Origin of the sequence: Pseudomonas hefeiensis, assembly GCF_030687835.1 — a bacterium.
In the GTDB taxonomy this organism is placed as follows: domain Bacteria; phylum Pseudomonadota; class Gammaproteobacteria; order Pseudomonadales; family Pseudomonadaceae; genus Aquipseudomonas; species Aquipseudomonas hefeiensis.
Genome location: NZ_CP117449.1, coordinates 6072549 through 6098367, shown reverse-complemented (window position 1 = coordinate 6098367; position 25819 = coordinate 6072549). Strand labels below are relative to the sequence as shown.

At 59.9% G+C, this 25819-nt stretch carries 19 protein-coding genes and 2 pseudogenes; 13 read left to right on the top strand and 8 right to left on the bottom strand.

What is annotated here, in order from left to right:
- Positions 1 to 62: 62 nt before the first annotated feature.
- From argE to PSH57_RS27570, 3 genes and pseudogenes are all read left to right on the top strand, one after another.
- Entirely contained in the window at positions 63 to 1250 is a 1188-nt protein-coding gene (gene argE, locus PSH57_RS27580) for an acetylornithine deacetylase (RefSeq protein ID WP_305444798.1), read from the top strand.
- A gap of 103 nt (positions 1251 to 1353) precedes the next feature.
- A pseudogene (gene argA / locus PSH57_RS27575) lies at positions 1354 to 2653 on the top strand (amino-acid N-acetyltransferase).
- A gap of 486 nt (positions 2654 to 3139) precedes the next feature.
- Positions 3140 to 4450 carry an OprD family porin gene (locus tag PSH57_RS27570; protein ID WP_305386727.1) on the top strand — a complete coding sequence of 437 codons (1311 nt, stop codon included), beginning with the start codon at positions 3140 to 3142 and terminating at the stop codon, positions 4448 to 4450.
- 97 nt (positions 4451 to 4547) lie between these two features.
- On the opposite strand, the gene hepT is transcribed toward PSH57_RS27570, so the two are convergent.
- Both hepT and mntA read right to left on the bottom strand, forming a co-directional pair.
- The gene (gene hepT, locus PSH57_RS27565; RefSeq protein ID WP_305386726.1) at positions 4548 to 4976 is read right to left on the bottom strand and encodes a type VII toxin-antitoxin system HepT family RNase toxin; all 429 of its coding nucleotides are present in this window, start codon (positions 4974 to 4976) and stop codon (positions 4548 to 4550) included.
- Positions 4966 to 5361, bottom strand: coding sequence for a type VII toxin-antitoxin system MntA family adenylyltransferase antitoxin (gene mntA, locus PSH57_RS27560; RefSeq protein ID WP_305386724.1), 396 nt, complete (start codon positions 5359 to 5361; stop codon positions 4966 to 4968). The genes hepT and mntA overlap by 11 nt, the downstream gene beginning before the upstream one ends.
- Before the next feature lie 333 nt (positions 5362 to 5694).
- Here mntA and PSH57_RS27555 point away from each other — a divergent pair, with 333 nt between their 5' ends.
- Complete coding sequence (locus PSH57_RS27555; RefSeq protein ID WP_305386722.1) at positions 5695 to 6333, top strand: peroxiredoxin; 639 nt, start codon at positions 5695 to 5697, stop codon at positions 6331 to 6333.
- A gap of 248 nt (positions 6334 to 6581) precedes the next feature.
- Here PSH57_RS27555 and PSH57_RS27550 read toward each other — a convergent pair whose 3' ends face one another.
- Both PSH57_RS27550 and PSH57_RS27545 read right to left on the bottom strand, forming a co-directional pair.
- Entirely contained in the window at positions 6582 to 7217 is a 636-nt protein-coding gene (locus PSH57_RS27550; RefSeq protein WP_305386721.1) for a TetR/AcrR family transcriptional regulator, read from the bottom strand.
- Positions 7218 to 7597: 380 nt separating this feature from the next.
- Positions 7598 to 8974: a glutamine synthetase family protein gene (locus PSH57_RS27545; protein ID WP_047226058.1), complete on the bottom strand. Its 1377-nt coding sequence runs from the start codon at positions 8972 to 8974 to the stop codon at positions 7598 to 7600.
- A 278-nt stretch (positions 8975 to 9252) separates the two neighbouring features.
- Here PSH57_RS27545 and PSH57_RS27540 point away from each other — a divergent pair, with 278 nt between their 5' ends.
- The 8 genes and pseudogenes from PSH57_RS27540 (at position 9253) to PSH57_RS27505 (ending at position 18455) form a co-directional block, all read left to right on the top strand.
- Positions 9253 to 10041, top strand: a complete 789-nt coding sequence (locus PSH57_RS27540; RefSeq protein WP_305386719.1) for a gamma-glutamyl-gamma-aminobutyrate hydrolase family protein — start codon at positions 9253 to 9255, stop codon at positions 10039 to 10041.
- 40 nt (positions 10042 to 10081) lie between these two features.
- Positions 10082 to 11440, top strand: coding sequence for a glutamine synthetase family protein (locus PSH57_RS27535; protein ID WP_305386718.1), 1359 nt, complete (start codon positions 10082 to 10084; stop codon positions 11438 to 11440).
- A gap of 60 nt (positions 11441 to 11500) precedes the next feature.
- Positions 11501 to 12865, top strand: coding sequence for an aspartate aminotransferase family protein (locus PSH57_RS27530; RefSeq protein WP_305386717.1), 1365 nt, complete (start codon positions 11501 to 11503; stop codon positions 12863 to 12865).
- 181 nt (positions 12866 to 13046) lie between these two features.
- Complete coding sequence (locus PSH57_RS27525; protein ID WP_305386715.1) at positions 13047 to 14159, top strand: polyamine ABC transporter substrate-binding protein; 1113 nt, start codon at positions 13047 to 13049, stop codon at positions 14157 to 14159.
- Positions 14160 to 14374: 215 nt separating this feature from the next.
- Complete coding sequence (locus PSH57_RS27520; protein WP_256230018.1) at positions 14375 to 15442, top strand: polyamine ABC transporter substrate-binding protein; 1068 nt, start codon at positions 14375 to 14377, stop codon at positions 15440 to 15442.
- Between the two features lie 71 nt (positions 15443 to 15513).
- Positions 15514 to 16657: pseudogene (locus PSH57_RS27515) on the top strand (ABC transporter ATP-binding protein).
- Positions 16654 to 17574, top strand: coding sequence for an ABC transporter permease subunit (locus PSH57_RS27510; RefSeq protein WP_305386712.1), 921 nt, complete (start codon positions 16654 to 16656; stop codon positions 17572 to 17574). The pseudogene PSH57_RS27515 and the gene PSH57_RS27510 overlap by 4 nt, the downstream one beginning before the upstream one ends.
- Positions 17571 to 18455, top strand: coding sequence for an ABC transporter permease subunit (locus PSH57_RS27505; protein WP_256229901.1), 885 nt, complete (start codon positions 17571 to 17573; stop codon positions 18453 to 18455). The genes PSH57_RS27510 and PSH57_RS27505 overlap by 4 nt, the downstream gene beginning before the upstream one ends.
- Before the next feature lie 214 nt (positions 18456 to 18669).
- Here PSH57_RS27505 and PSH57_RS27500 read toward each other — a convergent pair whose 3' ends face one another.
- From PSH57_RS27500 to PSH57_RS27485, 4 genes are all read right to left on the bottom strand, one after another.
- Positions 18670 to 19011, bottom strand: a complete 342-nt coding sequence (locus tag PSH57_RS27500) for a carboxymuconolactone decarboxylase family protein (protein WP_305386710.1) — start codon at positions 19009 to 19011, stop codon at positions 18670 to 18672.
- 111 nt (positions 19012 to 19122) lie between these two features.
- Positions 19123 to 21531, bottom strand: coding sequence for a penicillin acylase family protein (locus PSH57_RS27495; RefSeq protein WP_305386708.1), 2409 nt, complete (start codon positions 21529 to 21531; stop codon positions 19123 to 19125).
- A 356-nt stretch (positions 21532 to 21887) separates the two neighbouring features.
- Positions 21888 to 24011, bottom strand: coding sequence for a type III effector (locus tag PSH57_RS27490; protein ID WP_305386707.1), 2124 nt, complete (start codon positions 24009 to 24011; stop codon positions 21888 to 21890).
- A gap of 11 nt (positions 24012 to 24022) precedes the next feature.
- Complete coding sequence (locus PSH57_RS27485) at positions 24023 to 24511, bottom strand: type III secretion system chaperone family protein (RefSeq protein WP_305386706.1); 489 nt, start codon at positions 24509 to 24511, stop codon at positions 24023 to 24025.
- A gap of 180 nt (positions 24512 to 24691) precedes the next feature.
- On the opposite strand from PSH57_RS27485, the gene PSH57_RS27480 reads away from it, so the two are divergent.
- Positions 24692 to 25816 (top strand): transglycosylase SLT domain-containing protein, encoded by a 1125-nt coding sequence (locus tag PSH57_RS27480; protein WP_305386705.1) that lies wholly within the window; start codon positions 24692 to 24694, stop codon positions 25814 to 25816.
- Positions 25817 to 25819: the final 3 nt, after the last annotated feature.

Below are 25819 nucleotides of genomic sequence, written 5' to 3'. Positions count from 1 at the left end.
GACAGGACACTCGCGCAAGATGGTTCTATGATGGACATCAATTTGTAAGTCCGGAGTCAGCGATGCCTTTGCCCACCCTGAAAGATCAGTTCGCTGCCCTGATCGCCGCACCTTCGGTCAGCTGTACCCAGCCCGGGCTGGACCAGTCCAACAGTGCTGTGATCGAACTGCTGGCGGGCTGGCTCGGTGACCTGGGGTTTTCCTGCGATATCCAGCAGGTCAGCCCGGGAAAATTCAACCTGCTGGCCAGTTTCGGCAGCGGTCCCGGAGGCCTGGTACTGGCCGGGCACAGCGATACGGTGCCGTTCGACGGCGAGTTGTGGCAGACCGACCCGCTGAAGCTCACCGAGGTCGATGGTCGTTGGGTTGGCTTGGGCAGTTGCGACATGAAGGGTTTTTTCGCCCTGGCCATCGAAGCGGTCAAGCCCTTGCTGGAGCAGCCGTTCAAGCAGCCATTGCTGATCCTCGCCACTTGCGACGAAGAAAGCTCCATGGCCGGCGCCCGGGCGTTGGCCGATGCCGGGCGGCCGCTGGGGCGCGCGGCGGTGATCGGCGAGCCGACCGGCCTCAAGCCGATTCGGATGCACAAAGGCATCATGATGGAGCGCATCGACATCCTCGGGCGCAGCGGTCATTCCTCCGATCCGAGCCTGGGCCACAGCGCCCTCGAAGCCATGCACGACGCCATGGGCGAGTTGCGTGGCCTGCGCCTGCAATGGCAGCGCGAATATCGTAACCCGCAGTTCACCGTGCCACAGCCAACCCTGAATTTCGGCTGCATCCACGGCGGCGACAACCCTAATCGGATTTGCGGCCAGTGCTCCATGGAGTTCGACCTGCGGCCTTTGCCTGGCATGGACCCGAACGTGTTGCGAGCGGCCATCCAACAGAAGCTCAATCCCATCGCCGAGCGCCATAAAGTCAAGATCGACTACGCACCGCTGTTCCCCGAAGTGCCCCCCTTCGAGCAGGCCGAAGACTGCGAACTGGTGCGAGTGGCCGAGCGACTCACCGGCCATCGTGCCGAAGCAGTGGCGTTCGGCACCGAAGCGCCTTATCTTCAGCGTCTTGGCTGCGAAACCCTGGTGCTCGGTCCCGGCGATATCGCCTGTGCCCACCAACCGGGCGAGTACCTTGAAATGTCACGTTTGCAACCTACCGTGCAGCTATTGCGGCAACTGATCGAACATTACTGCCTGACACCGGCCACGGCCCGGCTAAATTGCCCCCACCCGGGCCCGTATTCATGAGGAGAGCGCGCGTGTCGCCAAGCCTGTTCCGACGATAACCATCAGCCCGCTGTGCGTTCCGTTCCGTCTTTTTTCGGCTGCTATTTATTACAGGCCCAGGTTCATGCCCGAATACGTCAATTGGCTTCGTCACGCTTCGCCCTACATCAACGCCCACCGCGATTGCACCCTTCATCGTCATGCTGCCCGGCGATGGGGTCGAACACCCTAATTTCGGCAACATCGTCCATGACCTGGTGTTGCTGCACAGCCTTGGCGTGCGCCTGGTGCTGGTTCATGGTTCACGCCCACAGATCGAAACCCGTCTCGCCGCGCGGGGCCTGACACCCCATTACCACCACGGGATGCGCATCACCGACGCTGCAACCCTGGAGTGCGTGATCGACGCTGTCGGCCAGTTGCGCATCGCCATTGAAGCGCGCCTGTCGATGGACATGGCGTCCTCGCCGATGCAAGGCTCGCGCCTGCGGGTCGCCAGCGGCAACCTGGTGACGGCGCGGCCTATCGGCGTGCTGGAAGGCGTGGACTATCACCACACCGGTGAAGTCCGTCGGGTCGATCGCAAGGGCATCAATCGCCTGCTGGACGAACGCTCCATAGTGCTGTTGTCACCGTTGGGCTATTCGCCAACCGGGGAGATTTTCAACCTCGCCTGCGAGGATGTCGCCACCCGGGCAGCCATCGACCTGGCAGCCGACAAGCTGCTGCTGTTTGGTGCCGAGCAGGGGCTGATCGGCGAAGACGGTCGGTTGGTGCGCGAGTTGCGCCCGCAACAGGTTCCGGCTCACATGCAACGGCTGGGCAGCGACTATCAGGCCGAGCTGCTGGATGCGGCGGCTCAGGCCTGTCGCGGCGGTGTGGCTCGCAGTCATATCGTCAGCTACGTCGAAGACGGTGCGTTGCTGGCCGAACTGTTCACCCGCGATGGCAGCGGCACGCTGGTGGCCCAGGAGCAATTCGAGGTGGTGCGCGAAGCGGCCATCGAGGATGTCGGCGGTTTGCTCGACCTGATCAGTCCGCTGGAAGAACAGGGGGTTCTGGTGCGTCGCTCCCGCGAAGTGCTGGAGCGCGAGATTGAACAGTTCAGCGTGGTCGAGCGCGAAGGCATGATCATCGCCTGCGCGGCGCTGTACCAGATCGCCGACTCGGATGCCGGGGAACTGGCGTGCCTGGCGGTCAACCCGGAATACCGCCATGGCGGGCGTGGCGATGAACTGCTGGAGCGGATCGAAAACCGGGCTCGGACCAAAGGGCTCAAGACGCTGTTCGTACTCACCACCCGTACGGCCCACTGGTTCCGCGAGCGGGGCTTTGAACCCAGCAGTGTCGAGCGCCTGCCAGCGGCGCGGGCTTCGCTGTACAACTATCAGCGTAATTCGAAAATCTTCGAAAAAGCCCTGTAGCCGCCATGCCTGGGTGAGCCGTACATCGGAGTGAACCACGTAGCGACGATCTTCTTGATTCCAGACAATGACCCATCAGGCTGGAATCTATCAAGATCGTAGCTACGCTGTTTTGACCATGAGTGCTGCATTTCAGGGCTTGGGAGCCAGCTACGTTTCCCAGGATCGCTACAGTGCAAAACCTCTATCAATAAAAATATTCAGTAATCCGCAGACTGGCCGATATGCCCTGTCACGGTTGGATGACGCTTTGATGGCGGTTATATTTCCAAATGTGCTGAAAACTTATGAAACAATTCTTTCTGGATTTATAACCAAACCATTATTCTGCGGGCCGGTGTCGCGGGGTTAGACCATAGTCGTAGTCACAAATGGTTACGATTGACTTGCCAGTCACGGTCTGGCGCTAATCAAGCATCCGCGGATTCCGGGCGTTCGACCCGGAACCAAAGACACACAAGAATTAGAAAACGAGAGGAGCGAAGCATGAACAAGTCCACCTTGGCCCTGGCCGTGGCTGTTGGGGTTTTGGCGCAGCAGGCAGGCGCCGCGGGTTTTATCGAGGACAGCAAGGCGTCTGTCAGTTCCCGCACGATGTATTACGATGCCGACAACCGCGAAGGCGGTGCCGATCAACGCGAAACGGCCACCGGCCTGAAGTTCGACTACAAGTCCGGATTCACCCAAGGGGTCGTGGGTTTTGGTATCGATGCCCAGGCGTTGGTTGGTATTCACCTTGATGGTGGCAGAGGTCATCACCCGGATAACAACTCTTTTGTTCCAAGCGACACCGATGGTTCGGCTGTGCATAACTGGAGTCGTCTGTCGGGCAACGTAAAGGCTTTGTTCTCGAAGACTGAGGCTCACGTAGGTGGTGCACTGGCACCTAACCTGCCTATCCTGATTGCCAACGATGCTCGTCTGCTGCCACAGACCTTTGAAGGTGGCACCATCACCTCCAAGGAAATTGACGGCGTAACTTTCAACGCCGGTCAGTTGGAGCACGCCACGGGCCGTGCGTCGAGCAACAGCACCGGTCTGGCAGTGGCTGGCGGTACCGAGGAAAGCAACCAGTTCCGTTATGCTGGTGCCGACTGGAAGGTCACAAAAGACCTGACCTTGCAGTACTACTACGCAAACCTGCAAGACTATTACAAGCAGCACTTCCTGGGCGCGGTACACGTTTTCCCGATCAGCGAAAATCAATCGTTCAAGACTGACCTGCGATACTTCGACAGCAGTTCGGATGGCCGTAACGGTGATGCCGGCTATCGGTTCAGCAACAACGGGGGTTATGCCAAGAACCCCGGTGAGGTCGATAACAAGACCTGGAGCGCAATGTTCACTTACACCCTGGGTGGCAGTGCCTTCCTGTTGGGCCATCAGCAAATCGGTGATGACGGTGGCTTTGTCTACATGAACCAAGGCAGTCTGGCTAATGAAGGGGCCGGTGGTGCGAGCTTCTACCTGTTCACCGACAGCATGATCCACCAGTTCGTTCGCGCAGGTGAGAACACGACCTTCGGTCAGTACTCCTACGACTTCGCTTCGCTGGGTGCTCCGGGTCTGAAAGCCTCGATTTCTTACCTCCATGGTGACGACATCAAATCCGCCACGGGCGGCAGCGACTCCTCCGAATGGGAACGCGACTTGCGCCTGGACTACGTCGTCCAACAAGGCCCTCTGAAAGGGTTCGGCACTACCCTGCGTCACGGCACCTACCGTGGCAGCAGCACCGGTATCGCTGACCAGGATCAGACCCGCCTGATCTTCAACTACACTTACAACTTCATGTAAGACGTAGCGAAGTAAAAAAAGCCCCGCCCGGCAGTACGCCGGGCGGGGCTTTTGCGTTTTTGGGGCTCGTAGCAGGATCCGACCCGTGCTCCCGCCGTTATCGCGCGGACTCCGCCACGTCTTTACGCAGGATGAACGCGCTGAACGCCAGGAAATCACCCAGGTGCTGGGTAATGATCGCAACCATGATCGGCAGTTGCAGAGCTTGATAGTCATGCACGGCGATGTTCCTGAAGCCCACCATGTTCTTCAGATTTTTCACCAAACCTTCTTCCACCCAGCCACTTTGGAAAAGCAACTCGAACACATCCCGGGAGCTTTGCGGGACACCCAATCGCTCACGTCGAATCAGATGCTGCCCCATGTCCAGTGCCGCTTCACACGCACGCTGGATATTCAGGACTGCCGAATCCTGGCGAGTGAAATCGGTGGCAAATGTAGCGGGATCCTTCTCGTATTCCTCCCGTACCCTCGAGACGCAACGCTCGATGCTCGCAGCTTTGTTGATCAGTACGTCATCGGCCATACACGATGCCTTCTTTCTGAATATCCTTGAGCAGGTCTGCCCGAGCCTCGTCGAGAGCGGTCTTTTCGCTGAGAATAAAACACTCGAACAACCCCGCCTGTACGTCTCTGGTCCAGAGTCTCTGGCCTCGGGTCACGATCTGGTATTGCATGACGGTGGTTGCCGCACGCAGGTCAATCAGATCCACCGGACTGCCCGCGATATCCGCCAAATCACCTGAAAGCTGCCATAACGACACAGGGTCGACCTCGCCGGACAAAAGCACGGCCAAATCGACATCACTGTCGGGCCCGGCGGTTCCCTGTGCATGGCTACCAAACAGGTAAACCGCCAGTAGACCAGGGAGTTGGTTTTGCAGATGAGTCAACAAGGCTTGAGTGTTCATGTTGCCTATCCTAGCCGCTCGTCCTGAAATCGCGTCAATAATTTCCGCAGTGTGGGTACAAAACAAAAAAAGCCCCGCCCGGCAGTACGCCGGGCGGGGCTTTTGCGTTTCGGGTCTGGCCCACCCCTGTAGCCTTCCCCGAATCTTCTCCTCTTTCAACAACTCGAGGCCTTCTCGAAACCTCGGAAATGATCTTGGGCCGCTATGCGTCATGGTGCCAGTGAACAGTTTTTTATATTTTTTAATGATCTAAACAAATCGGTATTCATTCTTTTTAAAGCAATGAAAACCGGTGCACAGTTGACCCCACAACAACCAACCAGGAGCCGCACCATGAGCCTCAGACTGGGCGACATCGCCCCCGACTTCGAACAGGATTCCAGCGCCGGCAAGATCCGCTTCCACCAATGGCTCGGCGATAGCTGGGGAGTGTTATTTTCCCACCCGGCGGACTTCACCCCGGTCTGCACCACTGAGCTGGGCCTGACCGCCAAGCTCAAGGACGAGTTCGCCAAGCGCGGCGTCAAGGCCATCGCGCTATCGGTAGACCCGGTGGACTCGCATCACAAATGGATCGAGGACATCAACGAAACCCAGAATGCGGTGGTCAATTTCCCGATCCTGGCCGACGCCGACCGCAAAGTCTCGGACCTGTATGACCTGATCCACCCCAACGCCAGCGACACCCTGACCGTGCGTTCTCTGTTCGTGATCGATCCGAACAAGAAGATTCGCCTGACCATCACCTATCCGGCCAGTACCGGGCGCAATTTCAACGAGATCCTGCGGGTCATCGATTCCCTGCAACTGACCGACAACTACAAGGTGGCCACCCCGGCCAATTGGCAGGACGGCGATGAAGTAGTGATCGTGCCGTCGCTCAAGGATGAGGACGAAATCAAACAGCGTTTCCCGAAAGGCTATCGCGCCGTGAAGCCATACCTGCGCCTCACCCCGCAGCCCAACCGCTAAGGCAAACGCAAAACCTGTAGAAGCGAGCCTGCTCGCGATGGCGGTCTATCAGTCGACATCGTCACTGGCAGATCCGACGCCATCGCGAGCAGGCTCGCTCCCACAGGAGGGCTCTGTGCGTCAAGGATTCTGGTCGGTTTGACGGTTTTTCAAGGTGGGGCGAGCGGGTTTGCGCGACCCACATCAAAAGGATATGAGCCTTGTCGCCGCCCCTATGGGCGCCTATCGCATGAAGCGTTGAGGTCGCGTCAGACGCTCTCACGTTTGGGCAAATACGGCGGCAAATACAACCCCAGGTAAGCATCGAACACCCGCATGCCTTCTTCGGCCATGCGCGGGGTGATCTGGCCGTGCTGTTGCACCGAGCGGGCGTAGACGCGGTCGCCCAGTTCCATGGCCAGGGCGAATACATCAACATCATTGGGCAATGTCGGCAGCTCGAAATGGCGAGCGAAGAGTTTGTGCAACAATTCGCCGAGTTCGAGATCGTGCTGACGGTCGGCCTGGATGACTTCGGTCAGGCCATGCTGGGCCAGGATCAGTTGGCGGGCGGCGGCGTCCTGGCTGTAGATGGCGAGCATGCGTTGCTCCACCAGTCGCGACAGGTCGTGCCAGTGGTTCAGTCGGTGATGATCGATCGGCACTTGCAGGCAGGCGCGAAAGGCGGCGTGGACGTCGGCGGTCAGCCCTTGAAGCAGGGCCGGGACGCTGGCGAAGAAGTGATACACCGAGGAGGGCGGGATGCTGGCGCGCTCGGCGACACCGTAGATCGACAGGCTGGCCACGCCTTCGGCAGCAAGCAGCGTGCGGGCGGCCTCGAGAATCGAGTCGATCCGGGCCTGGCTGCGGGCGCGAGGCTTGCGAGGGGTGGCGGTGCGCGTCATGGGTGTCTCCTGCGGGGCTGCCGGGCATTGTACGAGCAGGGTTCTGTGTTGTCTGCCAAGCCGTCATCGCGGGCAAGCCTTGCTCCCGGGAACTGTGATGAACCTGGCTCAGGTGATTCACCAGAACTCCCACAGGGAACTGTGATGAACCTGGCTCAGGTGATTCACCAGAACTCCCACAGGAGCTGTGATGAACCTGGCTCAGGTGATTCACTAGAGCTCTCACAGGAACTGTGATGAACTTGGCTCAAATGGTTACCACTGATCCAATGTGGGAGCTGAGCTTGCTCGCGATCCGCCGAAGGCGGCCATCCAACCAGCATCCATAAAAAAACGCCGCACCCCACAAGGGCCGCGGCGTTTTTCTTTACAGCAACCACTTACACGGTATGCAGGTACCAGTTGTACTCAAGGTCGGAGATGGAGTGTTCGAACTCCTCCAGCTCGCTTTCCTTGCAGGCCACGAAGATATCGATGTATTTCGGATCGATGTACTTGGCCATGACTTCGCTGTCGTCCAGCTCGCGCAGCGCATCACGCAGGTTGTTCGGCAGGCTTTGCTCGTTCTGCTCGTAGCTGTTGCCTTCCACCGGAGCCCCGGGCTCGATCTTGTTGACCAGGCCATGGTGCACGCCCGCCAGTACGGCGGCCATCAGCAGATACGGGTTGGCGTCGGCGCCGGCCACGCGATGTTCCAGACGCACCGCATCGGCGGAGCCGGTGGGTACGCGCAGGGCCACAGTGCGGTTATCCAGGCCCCAGGTCGGCGAGTTCGGCACGTAGAACTGTGCGCCGAAACGACGGTAGGAGTTCACGTTCGGGCAGAGGAAAGCCATCTGCGCCGGCAGGGTCTCGAGCACACCGCCGATCGCGTGACGCAGTGCGGCGTTCTGCTCGGGATCCTCGCTGGCAAAAATATTCTTGCCATCTTTATCCAGGATCGAAATGTGAACGTGCAGACCATTGCCCGCCTGGCCTGGATACGGCTTGGCCATGAAGGTGGTGTCCATTTCATGGTCGTAGGCGATGTTCTTGATCAGGCGCTTGAGCAGTACCGCGTAGTCGCAGGCCTTGATCGGGTCGGCGACATGGTGCAGGTTCACTTCGAACTGCGCCGGGGCACTTTCCTTGACGATGGCATCGGCAGGAATGCCTTGCTCCTTGGCTCCTTCCAGAATGTCCTGGAGGCAATCGACGTATTCGTCGAGGTCGTCGATCAGGTAGACCTGTGTCGAGTGCGGGCGTTTGCCGGAGATCGGCGAGCGGGGCGGTTGCGGGCGTCCATTCACGTTCTCCTGGTCAATCAGGTAGAACTCCAGCTCGAATGCCGCGCAGATGGTCAGGCCCAGTTCATCGAACTTGGTCACGACCTGGCGCAGGACTTCGCGAGGGTCGGCGAAGAAAGGGTCACCTTCAAGTTCGTGCATGGTCATTAACAGTTGCGCGGTAGGGCGCTTCTGCCAGGGCTCGTTGCACAGGGTGTCAGGGATTGGATAACAGATCCGGTCAGCGTCGCCGATGTCCAGGCCCAGGCCGGTGCTTTCCACCGTGGAGCCATTGATATCCAGGGCAAATAAAGAGGCCGGCAGGTTGATGCCTTTCTCGTAAACCTTGTGGAGGCTGGTGCGTTCGATGCGCTTGCCGCGCACCACACCATTCATATCCGCAATCAGAAGGTCAACGTACAGAACCTCAGGATGTTCCTTAAGGAACGCGTTCGCTTCGTTAAGCTGAACGGCACGCGGGGGTACCGACATGATGCAACACCTTTGTTGTTAAAAATATCAATCATTGATCTCTTCTAAAGCCAGTCAACCCGAACGGCATGCCGAAGTCAAGCAGGGCCTTTTTTGCTCTAAAAAAGCACCTGCGGGGCTTTTTTGAGGCAATTTGGGGCGTTTTTTTCCCTTTGGGGACGGTGACGCCCGCAGGCTTGAGCGGGCCGTGTTGTATTTTTTACGGGGGTGTTGTGTAAAAAAATGAACAAGGCTAAGCTCGATTCAAACCCATAACAGCAATAATACCGGGGTGCTTCATGTCTCGCCTGCCGTTAATCGGCGTCACCACCTGCTCCAGGCAGATTGGCCTGCATGCGTATCACATCAGCGGCGACAAATATTCCCGGGCTGTCGCGACAGCCGCCAAGGGCTTGCCCATGCTGATCCCGTCGCTGGCGGACCTGTTCTCCCCGTCCGATATTCTGGACGCCCTGGACGGTATTCTCTTTACCGGCTCTCCTTCCAATATAGAACCTGTTCATTATCAAGGCCCCGCCAGCGCGCCGGGCACCGATCATGACCCTGCACGCGATGCCACCACCCTGCCGTTGATCCGCGCCGCTGTCGATGCGGGTGTCCCGGTGCTGGGTATCTGTCGTGGTTTCCAGGAAATGAACGTAGCCTTTGGCGGCAGCCTGCATCAGAACGTTCATGAAGTGGGAACCTTCATCGATCATCGTGAAGACGACACTCAATCGGTGGATGTCCAGTACGGCCCGGCCCACGCCATGCACATCCAGCCCGGGGGCATCCTGGCAGGTCTGGGGCTGCCGCAGGTGATTGAGGTCAATTCGATCCACAGCCAGGGCATCGAGCGGCTGGCGCCAGGCCTGCGGGCCGAAGCGTTGGCGGCTGACGGTTTGATTGAGGCCGTCTCGATGGCACAAGGCAAGGCTTTTGCTTTAGGTGTGCAATGGCACCCTGAATGGGAGGTAAGCTCCAACCCGTACTACCTTGCGATTTTCCAGGCATTTGGCGATGCCTGCCGGGCAAGGGCAAGGGCAAGGGCAACACAACGCGACGCCGATGCGTCAAACAACGCCTGACTACTAATAGCAGCCAGGAAACTCACGCCTAGAGGCATTTATGAGTAACAACCTCGACCAGCTCACCGATTGGTTGAAAGACCATAAGATCACAGAAGTCGAATGCATGATTGGCGACCTCACCGGCATCACCCGGGGCAAGATCTCGCCGACCAACAAGTTCATTGCCGAAAAAGGCATGCGCCTGCCCGAGAGCGTTCTGCTCCAGACCGTTACGGGCGACTATGTCGAAGACGACATCTATTACGAACTGCTCGACCCTGCCGACATCGACATGATGTGCCGCCCGGACGAAAACGCAGTGTTCCTTGTGCCATGGGCCATCGAGCCCACCGCCCAGGTTATCCACGACTCGTACGACAAGCATGGCAACCCTATCGAACTGTCGCCGCGCAACGTGCTCAAGAAAGTGCTCAAACTCTATGCCGACAAGGGCTGGCAACCGATCGTCGCGCCGGAAATGGAGTTCTACCTGACCAAGCGCAGCGACGACCCGGACTTCCCGTTGCAGCCGCCCATTGGCCGCTCCGGTCGCCCGGAAACCGGCCGGCAGTCGTTCTCGATTGAAGCGGCCAACGAATTCGATCCGCTGTTCGAAGACGTTTACGACTGGTGCGAACTGCAGGAGCTGGACCTCGATACGCTGATCCATGAGGACGGCACGGCGCAGATGGAAATCAATTTCCGTCATGGCGACGCCTTGTCCCTGGCCGACCAGATCCTGGTGTTCAAGCGCACCATGCGCGAGGCGGCGCTCAAGCACAACGTAGCCGCCACCTTCATGGCCAAGCCCATGACCGGCGAGCCCGGCAGTGCGATGCACCTGCACCAGAGCATCATCGACAAAGACACCGGCAAGAACGTCTTTTCCAATGAAGACGGGACCATGAGCACGCTGTTCCTGAATCACATCGGGGGCCTGCAGAAGTTCATCCCCGAGCTGCTGCCGCTGTTCGCCCCTAACGTCAACTCGTTCCGCCGTTTCCTGCCGGACACGTCGGCGCCGGTGAACGTGGAGTGGGGTGAAGAAAACCGCACTGTGGGCCTGCGCGTACCGGAAGCCGGGCCGCAGAATCGTCGGGTGGAAAACCGTCTGCCGGGCGCCGACGCCAACCCGTACCTGGCGATCGCCGCCAGCCTGTTGTGCGGCTACATCGGCATGGTCGAAGGCATCAACCCGAGCGCGCCGGTGGTGGGACGAGGGTATGAGCGTCGCAACCTGCGTCTGCCACTGACCATCGAAGATGCCCTCGAGCGCATGGAAAACAGCTCCACCATCGAAAAATACCTGGGTAAGAAATTCATCACAGGCTACGTCGCGGTCAAGCGGGCCGAGCATGAAAACTTCAAGCGCGTCATCAGTTCGTGGGAGCGGGAATTCCTGCTCTTTGCCGTCTGAAGCGCCGGGCGGGACTGCTTCAGGCAGTTCCGTCCCCACCGATCTACAAGGAGAATTCGCATGACCGGCAACAATCCGCAAACCCGTAAATGGCAGGCCCTGAGCAACGATCACCACCTGGCGCCATTCAGCGACTTCAAGCAGCTCAAAGAGAAAGGCCCGCGCATCATCACCCACGCCAAGGGCGTTTACCTGTGGGACAGTGAAGGCAACAAGATTCTCGATGGCATGGCCGGCCTCTGGTGCGTGGCCGTCGGCTACGGCCGCGACGAACTGGCCGATGCTGCCAGCCAGCAGATGCGCGAGCTGCCGTACTACAACCTGTTCTTCCAGACCGCCCACCCGCCGGTACTGGAGTTGTCCAAAGCCATCGCCGACATCGCCCCTGAAGGCATGAACCACGTGTTCTTCACCGGCTCCGGCTCTGAAGGCAACGACACCATGCTGCGCATGGTCCGCCACTACTGGGCGATCAAGGGCCAGCCGAACAAAAAAGTCATCATCAGCCGCAAGAACGGTTATCACGGCTCGACCGTGGCCGGCGCGAGTCTGGGCGGCATGACGTACATGCACGAGCAGGGCGACCTGCCGATCCCCGGCATTGTCCACATCGCCCAACCATACTGGTTCGGCGAGGGCGGCGACATGAGCCCGGAAGAGTTCGGCGTATGGGCGGCCAACCAGCTGGAAGAAAAGATCCTGGAGATCGGCGTGGACAACGTCGGTGCCTTCATCGCCGAGCCGATCCAGGGTGCGGGCGGGGTGATCGTGCCGCCGGACAGCTACTGGCCGCGCATGAAGGAAATCCTTGCCAAGTACGACATCCTGTTCGTGGCCGATGAGGTGATCTGTGGTTTCGGTCGCACCGGTGAGTGGTTCGGTACCGATCATTACGGGTTGAAACCCCACATGATGACCATCGCCAAGGGCCTGACTTCCGGTTACATCCCCATGGGCGGCCTGATTGTGCGCGACGATGTGGTGGCGGTGCTCAACGAAGGCGGCGACTTCAACCACGGGTTTACCTATTCCGGTCACCCGGTGGCTGCTGCGGTAGCCCTGGAAAACATCCGCATTCTGCGCGACGAAAAGATCGTCGAGCGCGTTCACGGCGAAACGGCACCCTATTTGCAACAGCGTCTGCGGGAACTGAACGATCATCCGCTGGTGGGTGAGGTGCGCGGTGTCGGTTTGCTGGGGGCGATCGAACTGGTCCAGGACAAGGCCACGCGCAAACGCTACGAGGGCAAGGGTGTGGGCATGATCTGCCGGCAGTTCTGTTTTGATAACGGGCTGATCATGCGCGCCGTGGGTGACACCATGATCATTGCGCCGCCGCTGGTGATCAGCAAGGCCGAGATCGATGAACTGGTGACCAAGGCGCGGCACTGCCTGGACCTGACGCTCAGTGCGTTGCATGGCTAAGTGCTAGGCTCTGAGCGAGGCGCCCGTACGGGTCTCGCCCAGCGTGAATAAAAGGCTGGGCTTTTGTTGAAAGCCTGGCCCGTAACTTGCCAGACTACCGGCTGTTCAAGTTGCCCGCGAGCCGGCGACTGAACGACGGCTAAGAAGAATAACTGGAGCATTTTTCATGAAGGCATTAGGCATGAAGACATTAGGTATGAAGATGGCTGGCAAGACCCTCCTCGCCCTGTCCCTGACGGGCATGATGGCGAGTGCTGTTCAGGCGGACGACAAAGTGCTGCACGTCTATAACTGGTCCGATTACATTGCCCCGGACACGGTCGCCAAGTTCGAGAAAGAGACGGGGATCAAGGTCGTCTACGACGTGTTCGACAGCAACGAGACCCTGGAAGCCAAGTTGCTGGCGGGCAAGTCCGGTTATGACATCGTGGTGCCGTCGAACAACTTCCTGGCCAAGCAGATCAAGGCCGGCGTTTATCAGGAGCTGGACAAGTCCAAGCTGCCGGACTGGAAGAACCTGGATACGGACTTGCTCAAAGCCGTGGGTGACGCCAGCGACAAGGGCAACAAATATGCCTTCCCGTACATGTGGGGCTCCATCGGTATTGGCTACAACCCGGAGAAGGTCAAGGCCGCACTGGGTATCGACAAGATCGATTCGTGGGACGTGGTGTTCAAACCGGAAAACATGGCCAAGCTCAAGAGCTGCGGCGTGAGTTTCCTTGATGCGCCGACCGAGATGATTCCGGCAGCGCTGCATTACCTGGGCAAGCCGACCGACAGCAAGGACAAGGCCGACCTGAAGGCCGCTGAAGACCTGTTCCTGAAGATTCGTCCTTCGGTTGCCTATTTCCACTCCTCCAAATACATCTCGGACCTGGCCAACGGCAACATCTGCGTGGCTGTGGGCTACTCCGGTGACCTGGAGCAGTCCAAGGAGCGCGCCAAGGAAGCCGGAGACAAGGTCAAGCTCAGCTACGTCATTCCAAAAGAAGGCGCCGGCACGTTCTATGACATGGTCGCCATTCCCAAGGACGCCGAGAACGTCGAGTCCGCCTACAAGTTCATGAACTTCCTGATGCAGCCGCAAATCATGGCTGAAATCACCAACGCCGTACGTTTCCCGAACGGTAACAAGGCGGCCACGCCACTGGTGGACAAAGACATCACCAGCGATCCGAGCATCTACCCGTCTGACGAAGTGAAGAAGCAGCTGTACGCAATCAGCGATCTGGATGCCGCCACATTGCGTCTGATCACCCGCAGCTGGACCAAGATCAAGTCCGGTAAATAAACCGGTCTGAAGCATCTTCCTGTTGTCGCCGGCATCGCGGCGGCGGCAACAGGAACAATTAAATGACTAAAAGTTTTGCTGGATCGGTTTATCGAGGGTAAGTTGCGCGCCGGTTTTGTTGCAGGGCACATCGCTGCCAGGTAACGGGGGGCAACTTGGGCCCAACTATTTAAGAGGACCTCCACGTGCCTGTTTTTTCTTTGCTACGCAATGCCATGTTGATCGGTGCCGGACTGACGCTTGCCGTCAGCGTCCAGGCTGCCTCCACCGTGCATATTTATAACTGGTCGGACTACATCGGCGAGACCACCCTGGCGGACTTTGAAAAGGCCACAGGGATCAAGCCGGTGTACGACGTCTTCGACTCCAACGAAACCCTGGAAGGCAAATTGCTGGCCGGTCGTACTGGCTACGACGTGGTCGTGCCGTCCAACCATTTTCTGGGCAAGCAGATCAAGGCCGGGGCGTTCCAGAAGCTCGACAAGTCGCAGTTGAGCAACTATGCCAACCTGGACCCGGTGCTGCTCAAACGCCTGGAAAAGAATGATCCGGGCAATCAGTACGCCGTGCCTTATCTGTGGGGCACCAACGGCATCGGCTACAACGTCGAGAAGGTCAAGGCTGCGCTGGGCGTCGACAAGATCGATTCGTGGGCCATGCTGTTCGAGCCGGAAAACATCAAGAAACTCTCCAGCTGTGGCGTTTCGTTCCTCGATTCGGGCGACGAGATGATCCCGGCAATGCTCAATTACCTGGGCCTGGACCCCAACAGCCAGAACCCTGAAGACTACAAAAAGGCCGAGGCGCAACTTCTCAAGATCCGGCCTTACGTAACCTACTTCAACTCCTCCAAATACATTTCCGATCTGGCCAATGGCGAGATCTGCGTGGCCGCCGGTTTCTCCGGCGACATCTTCCAGGCCCGCGAACGTGCTGAAGAAGCGAAAAAGGGCATCGAGATCGCTTATGTGATTCCCAAGGAGGGCGCCAACCTCTGGTTCGACATGCTGGCGATCCCGCGCGATTCCTCCAATGTCAAAGAAGCTCATGCCTTCATCAACTATTTACTCAAGCCTGAGGTGATCGCCCAAGTCAGTGACTCCGTCGGCTATGCGAACCCCAATCCCAAGGCCGGCGAGTTGATGGACCAGCAAGTGCGCACCGACGAAGCGGTTTACCCACCGCAAGCGGTCGTTGACAAGCTGTACGTCAACTCCGAGCTGCCGCCCAAGATCCAGCGCGTCATGACCCGCAGCTGGACCAGGGTCAAGTCAGGCAAATAGCGTCAAGCGCTTTAACTATTCCAAGGCTCGTCCGCGCACGGCGAGCTGCAAATTTTGTGGGAGTTTCGTAAATGGCAGTTGCCTCCGGCGCCTATAAGAAAGCCCTCGAGGGCGACCAGACACCCAAGCAGGTGTTGGTCAAAATCGACCGGGTCACGAAAAAGTTCGACGAGACGATTGCCGTGGACGATGTGTCCCTGGAAATCAAGAAGGGCGAAATCTTCGCCTTGCTCGGCGGTTCGGGATCGGGCAAATCCACCTTGCTGCGCATGCTGGCGGGTTTCGAACGGCCCACGGAGGGGCGCATTTTCCTCGACGGTGTAGACATCACTGACATGCCGCCCTATGAGCGGCCGATCAACATGATGTTCCAGTCCTACGCCTTGTTTCCCCACATGACCGTGGCGCAGAACATTGCCTTCGGCCTGCAACAGGACAAGATCCCGAAAGCCGAGGTCGACGCCCGCGTGGCCGAAATGCTCAAACTGGTGCAAATGAGCCAGTACGCCAAGCGCAAGCCGCATCAGCTCTCCGGCGGCCAGCGTCAACGTGTGGCCCTGGCCCGTTCCCTGGCCAAGCGGCCCAAGCTGTTGCTGCTCGATGAACCGATGGGGGCCTTGGACAAGAAGCTGCGCTCGCAGATGCAGCTTGAGCTGGTCGAGATCATCGAGCGGGTTGGCGTAACCTGCGTCATGGTAACCCACGATCAGGAAGAGGCCATGACCATGGCCGAGCGCATCGCGATCATGCACCTGGGCTGGATCGCCCAGATCGGCAGCCCGATCGATATCTACGAAACCCCCACCAGCCGGCTGGTCTGCGAGTTCATCGGCAACGTCAACATCTTCGAGACCGAAGTGGTGGAAGACGCTGAAGGCCACGCGGTGCTGACCTGCAAGGACCTGGACCGCAACATCTACGTGGGCCACGGCATCAGTACCTCGGTGCAGGACAAGTCGGTCACCTACGCCATCCGCCCGGAAAAACTGCTGGTCACCGCCGAGCAGCCGGACTGCGAGCACAACTGGTCCAGCGGCAAGGTTCATGACATCGCCTATCTGGGCGGCCATTCGGTGTTTTACGTCGAGTTGCCGAGCGGCAAGCTGGTGCAATCCTTCGTCGCCAACGCCGAACGCCGTGGTCAGCGTCCGACCTGGGGCGACCAGGTATATCGTGTGGTGGGAAGACGACAGCGGCGTGGTGCTTCGCTCATGAACATGCGCAAATTCAAACGCCGACTCGACCGAATAACGCCCGGTGGCCGTCAACTGGTCATCGGGGTGCCCTTCATCTGGCTGTTCCTGTTCTTCATGCTGCCGTTCTTCATCGTCCTGAAGATCAGTTTTGCCGAAGCCGATGTGGCCATTCCGCCGTACACCGAGATCTACAGCTACATCGACCAGAAGCTGCAGGTGCTGCTCAATTTCAGTAACTATGTGCTGCTCAGCGAAGATGATCTGTACATCGCCGCCTACCTTGGCTCGCTGAAGATGGCGCTGATCAGCACCGTCTTGTGCCTGCTGATCGGCTACCCGATGGCCTACGCCATCGCCAAGGCCCGCCCGGACCTGCAAACGGTACTTCTGCTGCTGATCATGATGCCGACCTGGACCGCGATCCTGATCCGCGTCTACGCCTGGATGGGCATCCTCAGCAACAACGGTCTGCTCAACGGCTTTTTGATGACCATGGGCTGGATCAGCGAGCCGCTGCAGATCCTCAACACCAACCTGGCGGTGTACATCGGCATCGTCTACTCGTACCTGCCGTTCATGATCCTGCCGCTCTACGCCAACCTGGTGAAGCACGATCCCAGCCTGCTGGAAGCGGCGTCCGACCTGGGGTCGAGCACCTTCAACAGCTTCTGGAAAATCACCGTGCCGCTGTCCAAGAACGGCATCATCGCTGGCGGCATGCTGGTGTTCATCCCGGTGGTGGGCGAGTTCGTGATCCCGGAACTGCTGGGCGGCCCGGAAACCCTGATGATCGGCAAAGTGCTGTGGCAGGAATTCTTCAACAACCGTGACTGGCCAGTGGCGTCCGCCCTGGCAGTGGTGATGCTGGCGATCCTGATCGTGCCCATCATCCTGTTCAACCGCAGTCAGGCCAAAGAAATGGAGGGCAAGGAATGAAGCGCTTCAGTTTTTCAAGCCTGATGCTGGTGCTGGGTCTGCTGTTCATCTATGCGCCGATGCTGATCCTGGTGATCTACTCGTTCAACGCCTCGAAACTGGTGACGGTGTGGGGCGGCTGGTCGATCAAGTGGTACGTCGGTCTGCTGGACAACAGCCAGTTGATGGGTTCGGTTGTGCGGTCGCTGGAAATCGCCTGCTATACGGCGATCGCTGCGGTGGCCCTGGGTACACTGGCGGCCTTCGTGCTGACGCGCATCACCCACTTCAAGGGCCGCACGCTGTTCGGCGGCCTGGTCACGGCACCGCTGGTGATGCCGGAAGTGATCACCGGTCTGTCGCTGTTGCTGCTGTTCGTGGCGATGGCGCAGATGATCGGTTGGCCCCAGGAGCGTGGCATCGTCACGATCTGGATCGCCCACACCACGTTCTGCTCGGCCTATGTGGCGGTGGTGGTCTCGGCGCGCTTGCGTGAACTGGACCTGTCCATCGAAGAAGCGGCCATGGACCTGGGGGCGCGGCCGTGGAAGGTGTTCTTCCTGATCACCATCCCGATGATCGCGCCATCGCTGGCGGCGGGGGGCATGATGTCGTTCGCCTTGTCGCTGGACGACCTGGTGCTGGCGAGTTTCGTCTCCGGCCCGGGCTCGACCACCTTGCCGATGGAAGTGTTCTCGGCGGTACGTCTGGGGGTCAAGCCGGAAATCAATGCCGTGGCGAGCCTGATCCTGCTGGCCGTGTCGCTGGTGACTTTCCTGGTCTGGTACTTCAGCCGCCGCGCCGAAGAGAACCGCAAGCGGGCGATCCAGCAAGCCATCGAAGAAAGCGCCGCCGACTCCTGGAAACAGCCAGACCCGCGCCGGGCACCCGCGCCAGTCTGAACCCGGCGTCGGTCAAATGTGGGAGCGGGCTTGCTCGCGAAAGCGGTGTGACAGTCGACGAAGATGTTGAATGTCAGTCCGCCTTCGCGAGCAAGCCCGCTCCCACAGGTCTTTTTGTTGCCCACAAATCCGGGGGAAACCCCAAATCCAATGTGGGAGCGAGCCTGCTCGCGATAGCGGCGTAGCAGTCAATGCAGATGTCAGTGATCGCCTCTCACTTCCTCAACGCATCATGCGCTTCCAGCGCCCGCAGGGAGTAGATATACGCCGCACCGGCATTCAGCGAAACCGCAGTGGCCAGGGTGGCGGCGATTTCTTCGCGGGTGGCGCCGGCCTTGATGGCCGCATCGGTGTGCACGCCGATGCAACCGTCACAGCGGGTCGTGATCGCCACGGCGATGGAGATCAGCTCCCGGGTCTTGGCATCGAGCACGTTGTTTTCGGCCGCGGCTTCATCCAGGGCCATGTAGGCCTTGACCATTTTCGGGTTGCTTTTGCCCAGGGCGCCGAAGGCACTTTTGATGGTGGGCAGCAGCTCGGACCAGTTGATGAACATTGGGTAGACTCCATAGAGAGAGATCGGGGTTAAACCTTTCCAGTCTTGACCATAAATAACGCCCAAGCCTGTTAATTGATGAAAAGCGCTGCCCGTCATTGGGCTCAGGGCTCAGGGCTCGGTCCCGACCGGCAGCAGCTTCAAGGTGCTGCGGGTATTGGCCGTCACTTCTATTTCTGCCAGATGCGCCTGGTAGTACAGCCCCTCGATGTAAGCCTCGGCCTGGTCCTCGTAATGCTTGTCGAACGGCACGCCGCTTTGGCCGACGGGGTTGATGGTGACGCTGTGGGCCGGATCGGCGAAGTCGATGATGCGCCGGGTGGAAGGGCCATAGGTCACCGGCCAGGGCGCCGGGCCGATTTTGGCCGAGAGGTTGTTGGGCACTTCATGGGTGCCGGGTGCAGCAAAGGGGCCGACGTTGAAGATCCGGTCCAGCGGCTTTTGCAGGCCCAACGGATGACCATGGGTCAGGGTATGCGCCTTGCCCCATTGCCATTGGCTGGCATCCTCACCCAAGGTGGCCTTCAGGTGTGCCAGGCTCTTGCTCCAGGCGCTCATCACCGTGTCGGCACGGGTCTCCTTACCCGGAGTTGTGCGATCGTCCCACCAGGGCGAATCCTCTGATGCCGCCAGGCGCGGCAGGGCGGCGTCGATCACCCGGGTCGACAGCGCGGTTTCAAAGAGCCCGTCGTCCAATTCATCGTGCAGGGCGGCGTCGGCCAGGTTGAACAGGAACTGGTTGAACAGCGTGGCGCTGATGGAGTCCAGCGGATAGTCGCCCTGCCATTGGGCCAGTTGCTCCACCCATTCGCGCTCCTGGGGGTCGCTGACCTCGTTACGCAGCACCGGTAGCAAAGGCGCGAGCAAGCGCCGGCCGTAGGGGGTGGTGGTGCCCAGTTGCAGTTCACGGGTGGTATCGATGTCCCACTTGGCCTGCTTGTCGCCCAGTTGGAGGTTGAGTTTCTGGCCGCGGTCGGCAAGGTTGTAATAACCGGGGATTTCCATACCGTTGGCCGACACTGGCTGGAAGTTGGCCGACACGATGTAGCCTCGCGCCGGGTTCTCTTCCTGGGGGTTGTTGCTGAAGGGGTAAAAACCTTCCTTTTGCGCTTCTGGGCTACCGCCATCGAGCATGAAGCCGGGCTTCACGCCGGCCGGCCGCTTGGGCAATTGCGCCGCGGCCCACCAGCCGATATCGCCCTTGGCGTTGGCCCACACCACATTCAGCCCCGGCGCGTGGATCTTGGCTGAGGCGCTGCGAGCCTTGGCCAGGGTGTCGGCGCGATTGAGCTGGTAGAAGGCTTCGAGGATCGGATTGCGGCTTTCCAGGAAACCCCACCACATGGCGATGGGCGTCTTGCCGGCATGGGCGCCGAGGGCGTCGTTGACGATCGGCCCATGGGGCGACTGGCGCAGTTGCAGCGTCACCGGCGCCTGGCCCTTGACCGCGATCTGTTGTTCGCTGCGGGTCATGTCCACCCATTGGTCGCGATACCAGACCTGCTCGGGATTATCCGGGTTGACCCGTTCGACGATCAGGTCCAGATCGTCGTTCTGGAGCATGGTGATGCTCCAGCCGAAATCCTTGTTCATGCCCAACGACGCGAACGGCATCAGCGCCTGGTAGTGCCCATAGAGTTCAAAGCCAGGTGCTGACAGGTGCGCCTCGTACCACACCGAGGGCGCGGAAAAGCGGATGTGCGGGTCGCCTGCCAGCAGCGGCTTGCCACTGTGGGTGCGGCTGCCGGAGACCGCCCAGGCATTGCTGCCTTCAAACTGCGGCAAGCCGTTTTCGGCCAGGGCCTGTTCACTCAGGCGGGCCAGGGCGTTGAGGTCTTTCCAGTCGGCGGCGGCCAGGGGCAGGCCGCTCTTGCGACCTGCGGTCAGCACGCCCTTGGGCTGCCAGTCGAGGTCGAAAATGTTCAGGTAGTCGCTGCCCAGTTGGTCGCGCACGTAAGTCAACAGCGGCTCGGTGCGAAACGCTGCCGCGAAGCTGTAGGCCATGTAACCGGCAATGCTCACGGTGTCCTCAGCGGTGAAGGGACGCTTGGCAATACCCAACACATCGAACTCCACCGGCCTGGCGTGGGTTTCCTGGTAGCGGTTGATGCCATCCAGATACGCCTGCATCGCGATCCAGGCCGGGGACTGTGGGTCCTGCTCCGTCAGGTAGGTCGCGGCGCGTTCGCGAATGCGCAGGCTGCGCATCAGTTTGTCGGTGTCGAGCAGCTTCGGCCCCAGTACCTCGGCCAGCTCGCCACGGGCGAGGCGGCGCATGATTTCCATTTGAAACAGCCGGTCCTGGGCATGGACATAACCCAAGGCACGGTATAGGTCGGTTTCGTTTTCGGCGCGGATATGCGGCACGCCGCGTTCGTCGTAGCGCACCGTCACCGAGCCATGCAGCCCTTGCAACTGCACCGTGCCCTGGCGGGTGGGCTGCTTGCTGTAGAGGTAGCCGCCCGCGACGATGATCGCGGTGACGACCAATGACAGGAAAGCGATGAGGGTGCGTTTCATGGTGAGTCCTTATTCTGGTGACAGCGGCTCCATGGTCTCGCTGTTGATTCCCTGTTTAGCATACGGCTGCTTCCCGGCGCATCGTCCGTCGGAGGGATTTTCTCCAAGTCGACTTGCGGGCGGGAGTATAGGCGGTGGAAGGTCTCGGGCAGCGGCCGGGCTTTGGAGGCCGGCGCCGCGAATCGCAAGGCTATCGTCGATCGGCACGGTAATCACGTCGGCCGTCGTCGAAGTGCAAAGGGATATGAGTCGGCGTGTGTCGCGAGGGCCGGCGACAGGAGGTTCCTGCGGCCGGCTTAGGAGGGCGGTTTCAACCGGTGAGCGTCAAGCCAGCGAAGGATGGCCCGACGGGTTCATCAGCTTGGCCGGGTGGTGGGAGTTGGTTCGTTGGACGGCCCGCCCTGGGTCCGCGCTTCGCCTCGCTCTGCCAGTTGAATGTCATCGCCAGAGGCTTTTTTAGGCCTCGTTGCCAGGCTCTGGGCCCATTCGGTACCCAGGTTAAGCCCCGCGATAGCGGTTTGCGGAACGACCTGGGTAAGGCCGCGGGTCACGTGGTAGGTATTTTCCAGGTCGCGCCGCCAGCCTTCTGGCTGGGTGTGGGGCAGGCCGTCTCGGTTTGGACTTGTCACGTTCTGCAGCGGTACGTTTGCTCGTGTGGTCAGGTCGTCTTTGCCGCTCAGCGCCTTGTTTTCGAGTGGTGCCGCCACACTGTTGGCAAAGAACGGAAGCAGCGTCAGGCCGGAGGAGAAGAAAGTTTTGACAATCTGCTCCATTTGTTCCCGCACTTCCGGGTCTTCACCCACCGTGGATGCGTCGCCCACGGCTGTACGCATGGCTATCCCTTCGCCTACGCCAACGATCCGGTTGGCGTAGTCGCTGACGTTGGCCATGCTGATTGGGTTGAGTTTTCCGCTCGCTTCGGAAAGAGCCTTGGGCAGCAGCTCGCCCCAGTTGCGGTTTTCCGTTGTCACCCGGTAGGTGGGAATCTCCTCGTCACCGTGGGTTTGCGCATATTTCGCCGCTGCCTGGCCACCCGCCATGAAGGTGCCACCCACTGCGGATGCCGCCGAGCGGGCGAGGATGCCGCTGGCATTTGTCGAGGTGAATTGATCAATGGTATCGCGCACAGCATGGGCGGCACCGAAGGCGAGGTAGCCGGTGAAGTCACCACTCATGGTGCCAAAGTTGTTGGCGTTCTGTTTGAGCTTGAAGTCGTTGCGCTTTTGTTCCTGTGTGAGGTTGAGGGCATCGCGTCCAGTGTTGTCGACCCGACGTCCGTCCTGCGTGACGACTTGCAGGGCCTTGGGATAGACCGACATCGGATCGACTTTTTCCAGGCCTGCGCCGATGGTCTTGTCGACGAGGACCTGGATGAATGGACGGATGCCGTCGCTGATCACCTTGTGGGCGGCGCCAAGCACAGTCGAGGTGGCCGCTACATGTTTGCCATAGGAGGCGTCCGCCATTTTTTCATCTATCGCCGCAGTGATGGCGCCAAAGTGGCCCGCAGACGCCACGCCCTGCGGGATCCCCGCGCCGGCAAACACCGCCAGGCCGGTTACAAAGCCGCTCTTGGTCTTGAGGTCGGCGACATAGTCCTGGCGTGCGACGTTCTTCAGCGCGGTGTCCAGTACCTCGTTTTTCTTCGTCGCCGTTGCCAGTTCGCTTGGCGTGTTCGGCTTGTCGTCATCGGTCTTCAGCAACTGGCCAAGCTCCTCCTGGACCTCGCGCAACTGGCCCAGTTGATCCTTCGCCTGGTCGCGTGCGGTCGGGGGAAGGCTCTCGTTGCTCGCCGCTTGTTGCGCATGCTCGATTCGGCTCTCCATGAAGGTATTCAAGCGCGTGGGCATGTCTTGCGTCATGGCTTGCATGACACCTTTGGCATAACCGCGGAAGGCTTCATGGCTATTTTGCAGCAGTTGGCGATCGTTCCCTTCCGGGGTTTTATCGATGACTTCCTGACACAACGAATGATAGGCGCCAAGGGTATTACCCATGCGCTCGCAGTGTTTGTCCCAGACCGCTTTGAAACCGCCGTCCTCTTTCCTGTCGTCCTCGTTCTTGCCCAGGTATTCGTTGAAGTCCTTGACGAATGCTTCGGTCTCTTCGTGGCCCGACAGCATCGGGTGCGGCGTGCCGCCGAGTTCGGTGAGGTGCTTCTGTACATCTTGGTAGCTGGTGCCTGGCGCGTAGCCCAATACTTTGCCTTCCAGGCTCATATGCTCACGTGCATAGCCGATGGGGTCGCTATCAGGGTTTTTCTTGCCGAGGCTGTTGACCAGCCCTGTCAGGCGCTGCTGTCTGGTCTTGAGTGTTTGCTGGGTGTTGTCGGTTGGTTTTCCTTCGAAGTGATAAGGCACCAGGGGATTCGTGGAGGGACGAACCTGCCCGGACAGGCTGGTTCCCGCCGGCGTGATTCGATCGTCCTGCTGGTGCAGCGCCGCCGAACCGGTGCTTCGTCCTACTGATAAATCTGGCATGTCGTGCTCTCCTAGATTGACAGGGCGCTGTTGAGCCCGGTGCTACGGGGGGTGGGTTTGGGCTGGGTGGTCTTGGCGGCGTCGTTTGGGCTGGCGCCGTCGAAGAAGTAGCCATCGCGCCAGATCAGCGCCATGTCGGCGGCACCGCCCATCAGCCCGAGCAGACGCTCGGCCGTGAGGGTTTCCAGGGGGACGTGGCCGATCAGGATCACCTGTTCGCTGTCGCGGTTGTAAGACAGGGAAGGGCAGAACGCCCCGCTCAGCAGGTACAGGTTGGTTTCCAGCAGCCGTTGCAGGACCGCTTCGCGATTTGCCACAGGCAATGGCCCGAAGCCGCAGTAGATAAAGACGTCTCCCTCACCCACACCAGGGGTGTGCTTCAGGGAAAAGTCCACATCCTTGACCGACAGGTTTGCCTGTTCGTAGAACGCTGACGGGGTAGGAATCATCGTGAGTGCGCAGAGCTGATCGATCAGCTTGCAATAGATGGGTGACGCCATGAGTGACCTCGCATTGTCATCCAGGCGCCGACGAGCGCCTGCTGCCCATGGTGAGTGACACCTGCGGCATTTCGGTTCCAACCGAGCGCGGCTGCAGCCCGATGCCTGGGCGAGCCGCGTGGAACCGCTGCCCTGCGATCTGCCACCCAATGGCGCCACCTCATTCAAGGTTGACCGCCCATGTCCCGAACACTTGCACCTTTGCCGGCCCGTCGATTCGTCCCCAAAGGGTTGTCCATGCTGGCCGTGGGGGCCTTGCTGTATGGCTGCCAGCACCTCGAACCGCAACTGACCATCGGCGATCCTTTCGCCAACGAGCCTTACCGCTCGCAACTGCGCTGGCTTGAGCCGGCGCCTACGGACACGATCATCCAGATCGGCGAGTCAGCCCCGCAAAGTGGCGGCAGCCTGTGGGCGCGCATGCGCCAGGGGTTTTTCTTGCAGACCAAGACCCAGGGGGTGGCGCGCATCGATGAGCAGCGCCGCTGGCTGATGGCACGTCCGGCGTTCCTCACCCAGACCGGACGCGCCGGCAGCCGATACTTGCACTTCATCGTGGGCGAACTGAACAAGCGCAACATGCCGCTGGAACTGGCGCTGCTGCCGGCTATCGAGAGCGGGTTCAATCCGAACGCCCGATCGCCTGCCCAAGCCCTCGGCCTCTGGCAATTCATTCCCGCTACGGGGCGCCGGTACCAATTGCAGCAGCGAGGCGACTATGACGAGCGCCGCGACATTCCCTCATCGACGCGAGCCGCCCTGGATTATTTGTCCTACCTGCACGATTACTTCGACGGCGACTGGTTGCTGGCGCTGGCCGCCTACAACGCCGGGGAAGGGCGGGTACGCGACGCCATCAAGCGCAATCGCGCCCGCGGCCTGGCGACCCACTATTGGAACCTGTCGTTGCCCGGTGAGACCCAGAACTATGTGCCGCGACTCCTGGCGCTGTCGCAACTGGTGAATACACCAGCAGACTATGGCGTGAGCCTGGCGCCCATTGCCGACCAGCCGTACTTCCAGATGGTGGCCTTGGCGCAGTCCGTGGACCTGGCACACCTGGCGCAGTTGTCCGGTGTGCATGAGCGAGAGTTGCACATGCTCAACCCTGCCGCGCGTGGCCGGGCCAGGGGACGCTTGTTGATGCCCTTGGAAGCGTCGCGCAGGCTGCTGGCCCAGCCGGACATGATCGCCAAGGCCGCGCTGCCTCGCGTGGTCGCCAGCGAAGAACAGGTGGTTGCCTCACCCGATACTGGCACGGCCGAGCCGCAGGTGGTGGAGGTGGCCGTGCCGCCAGGGGTGTGAGTC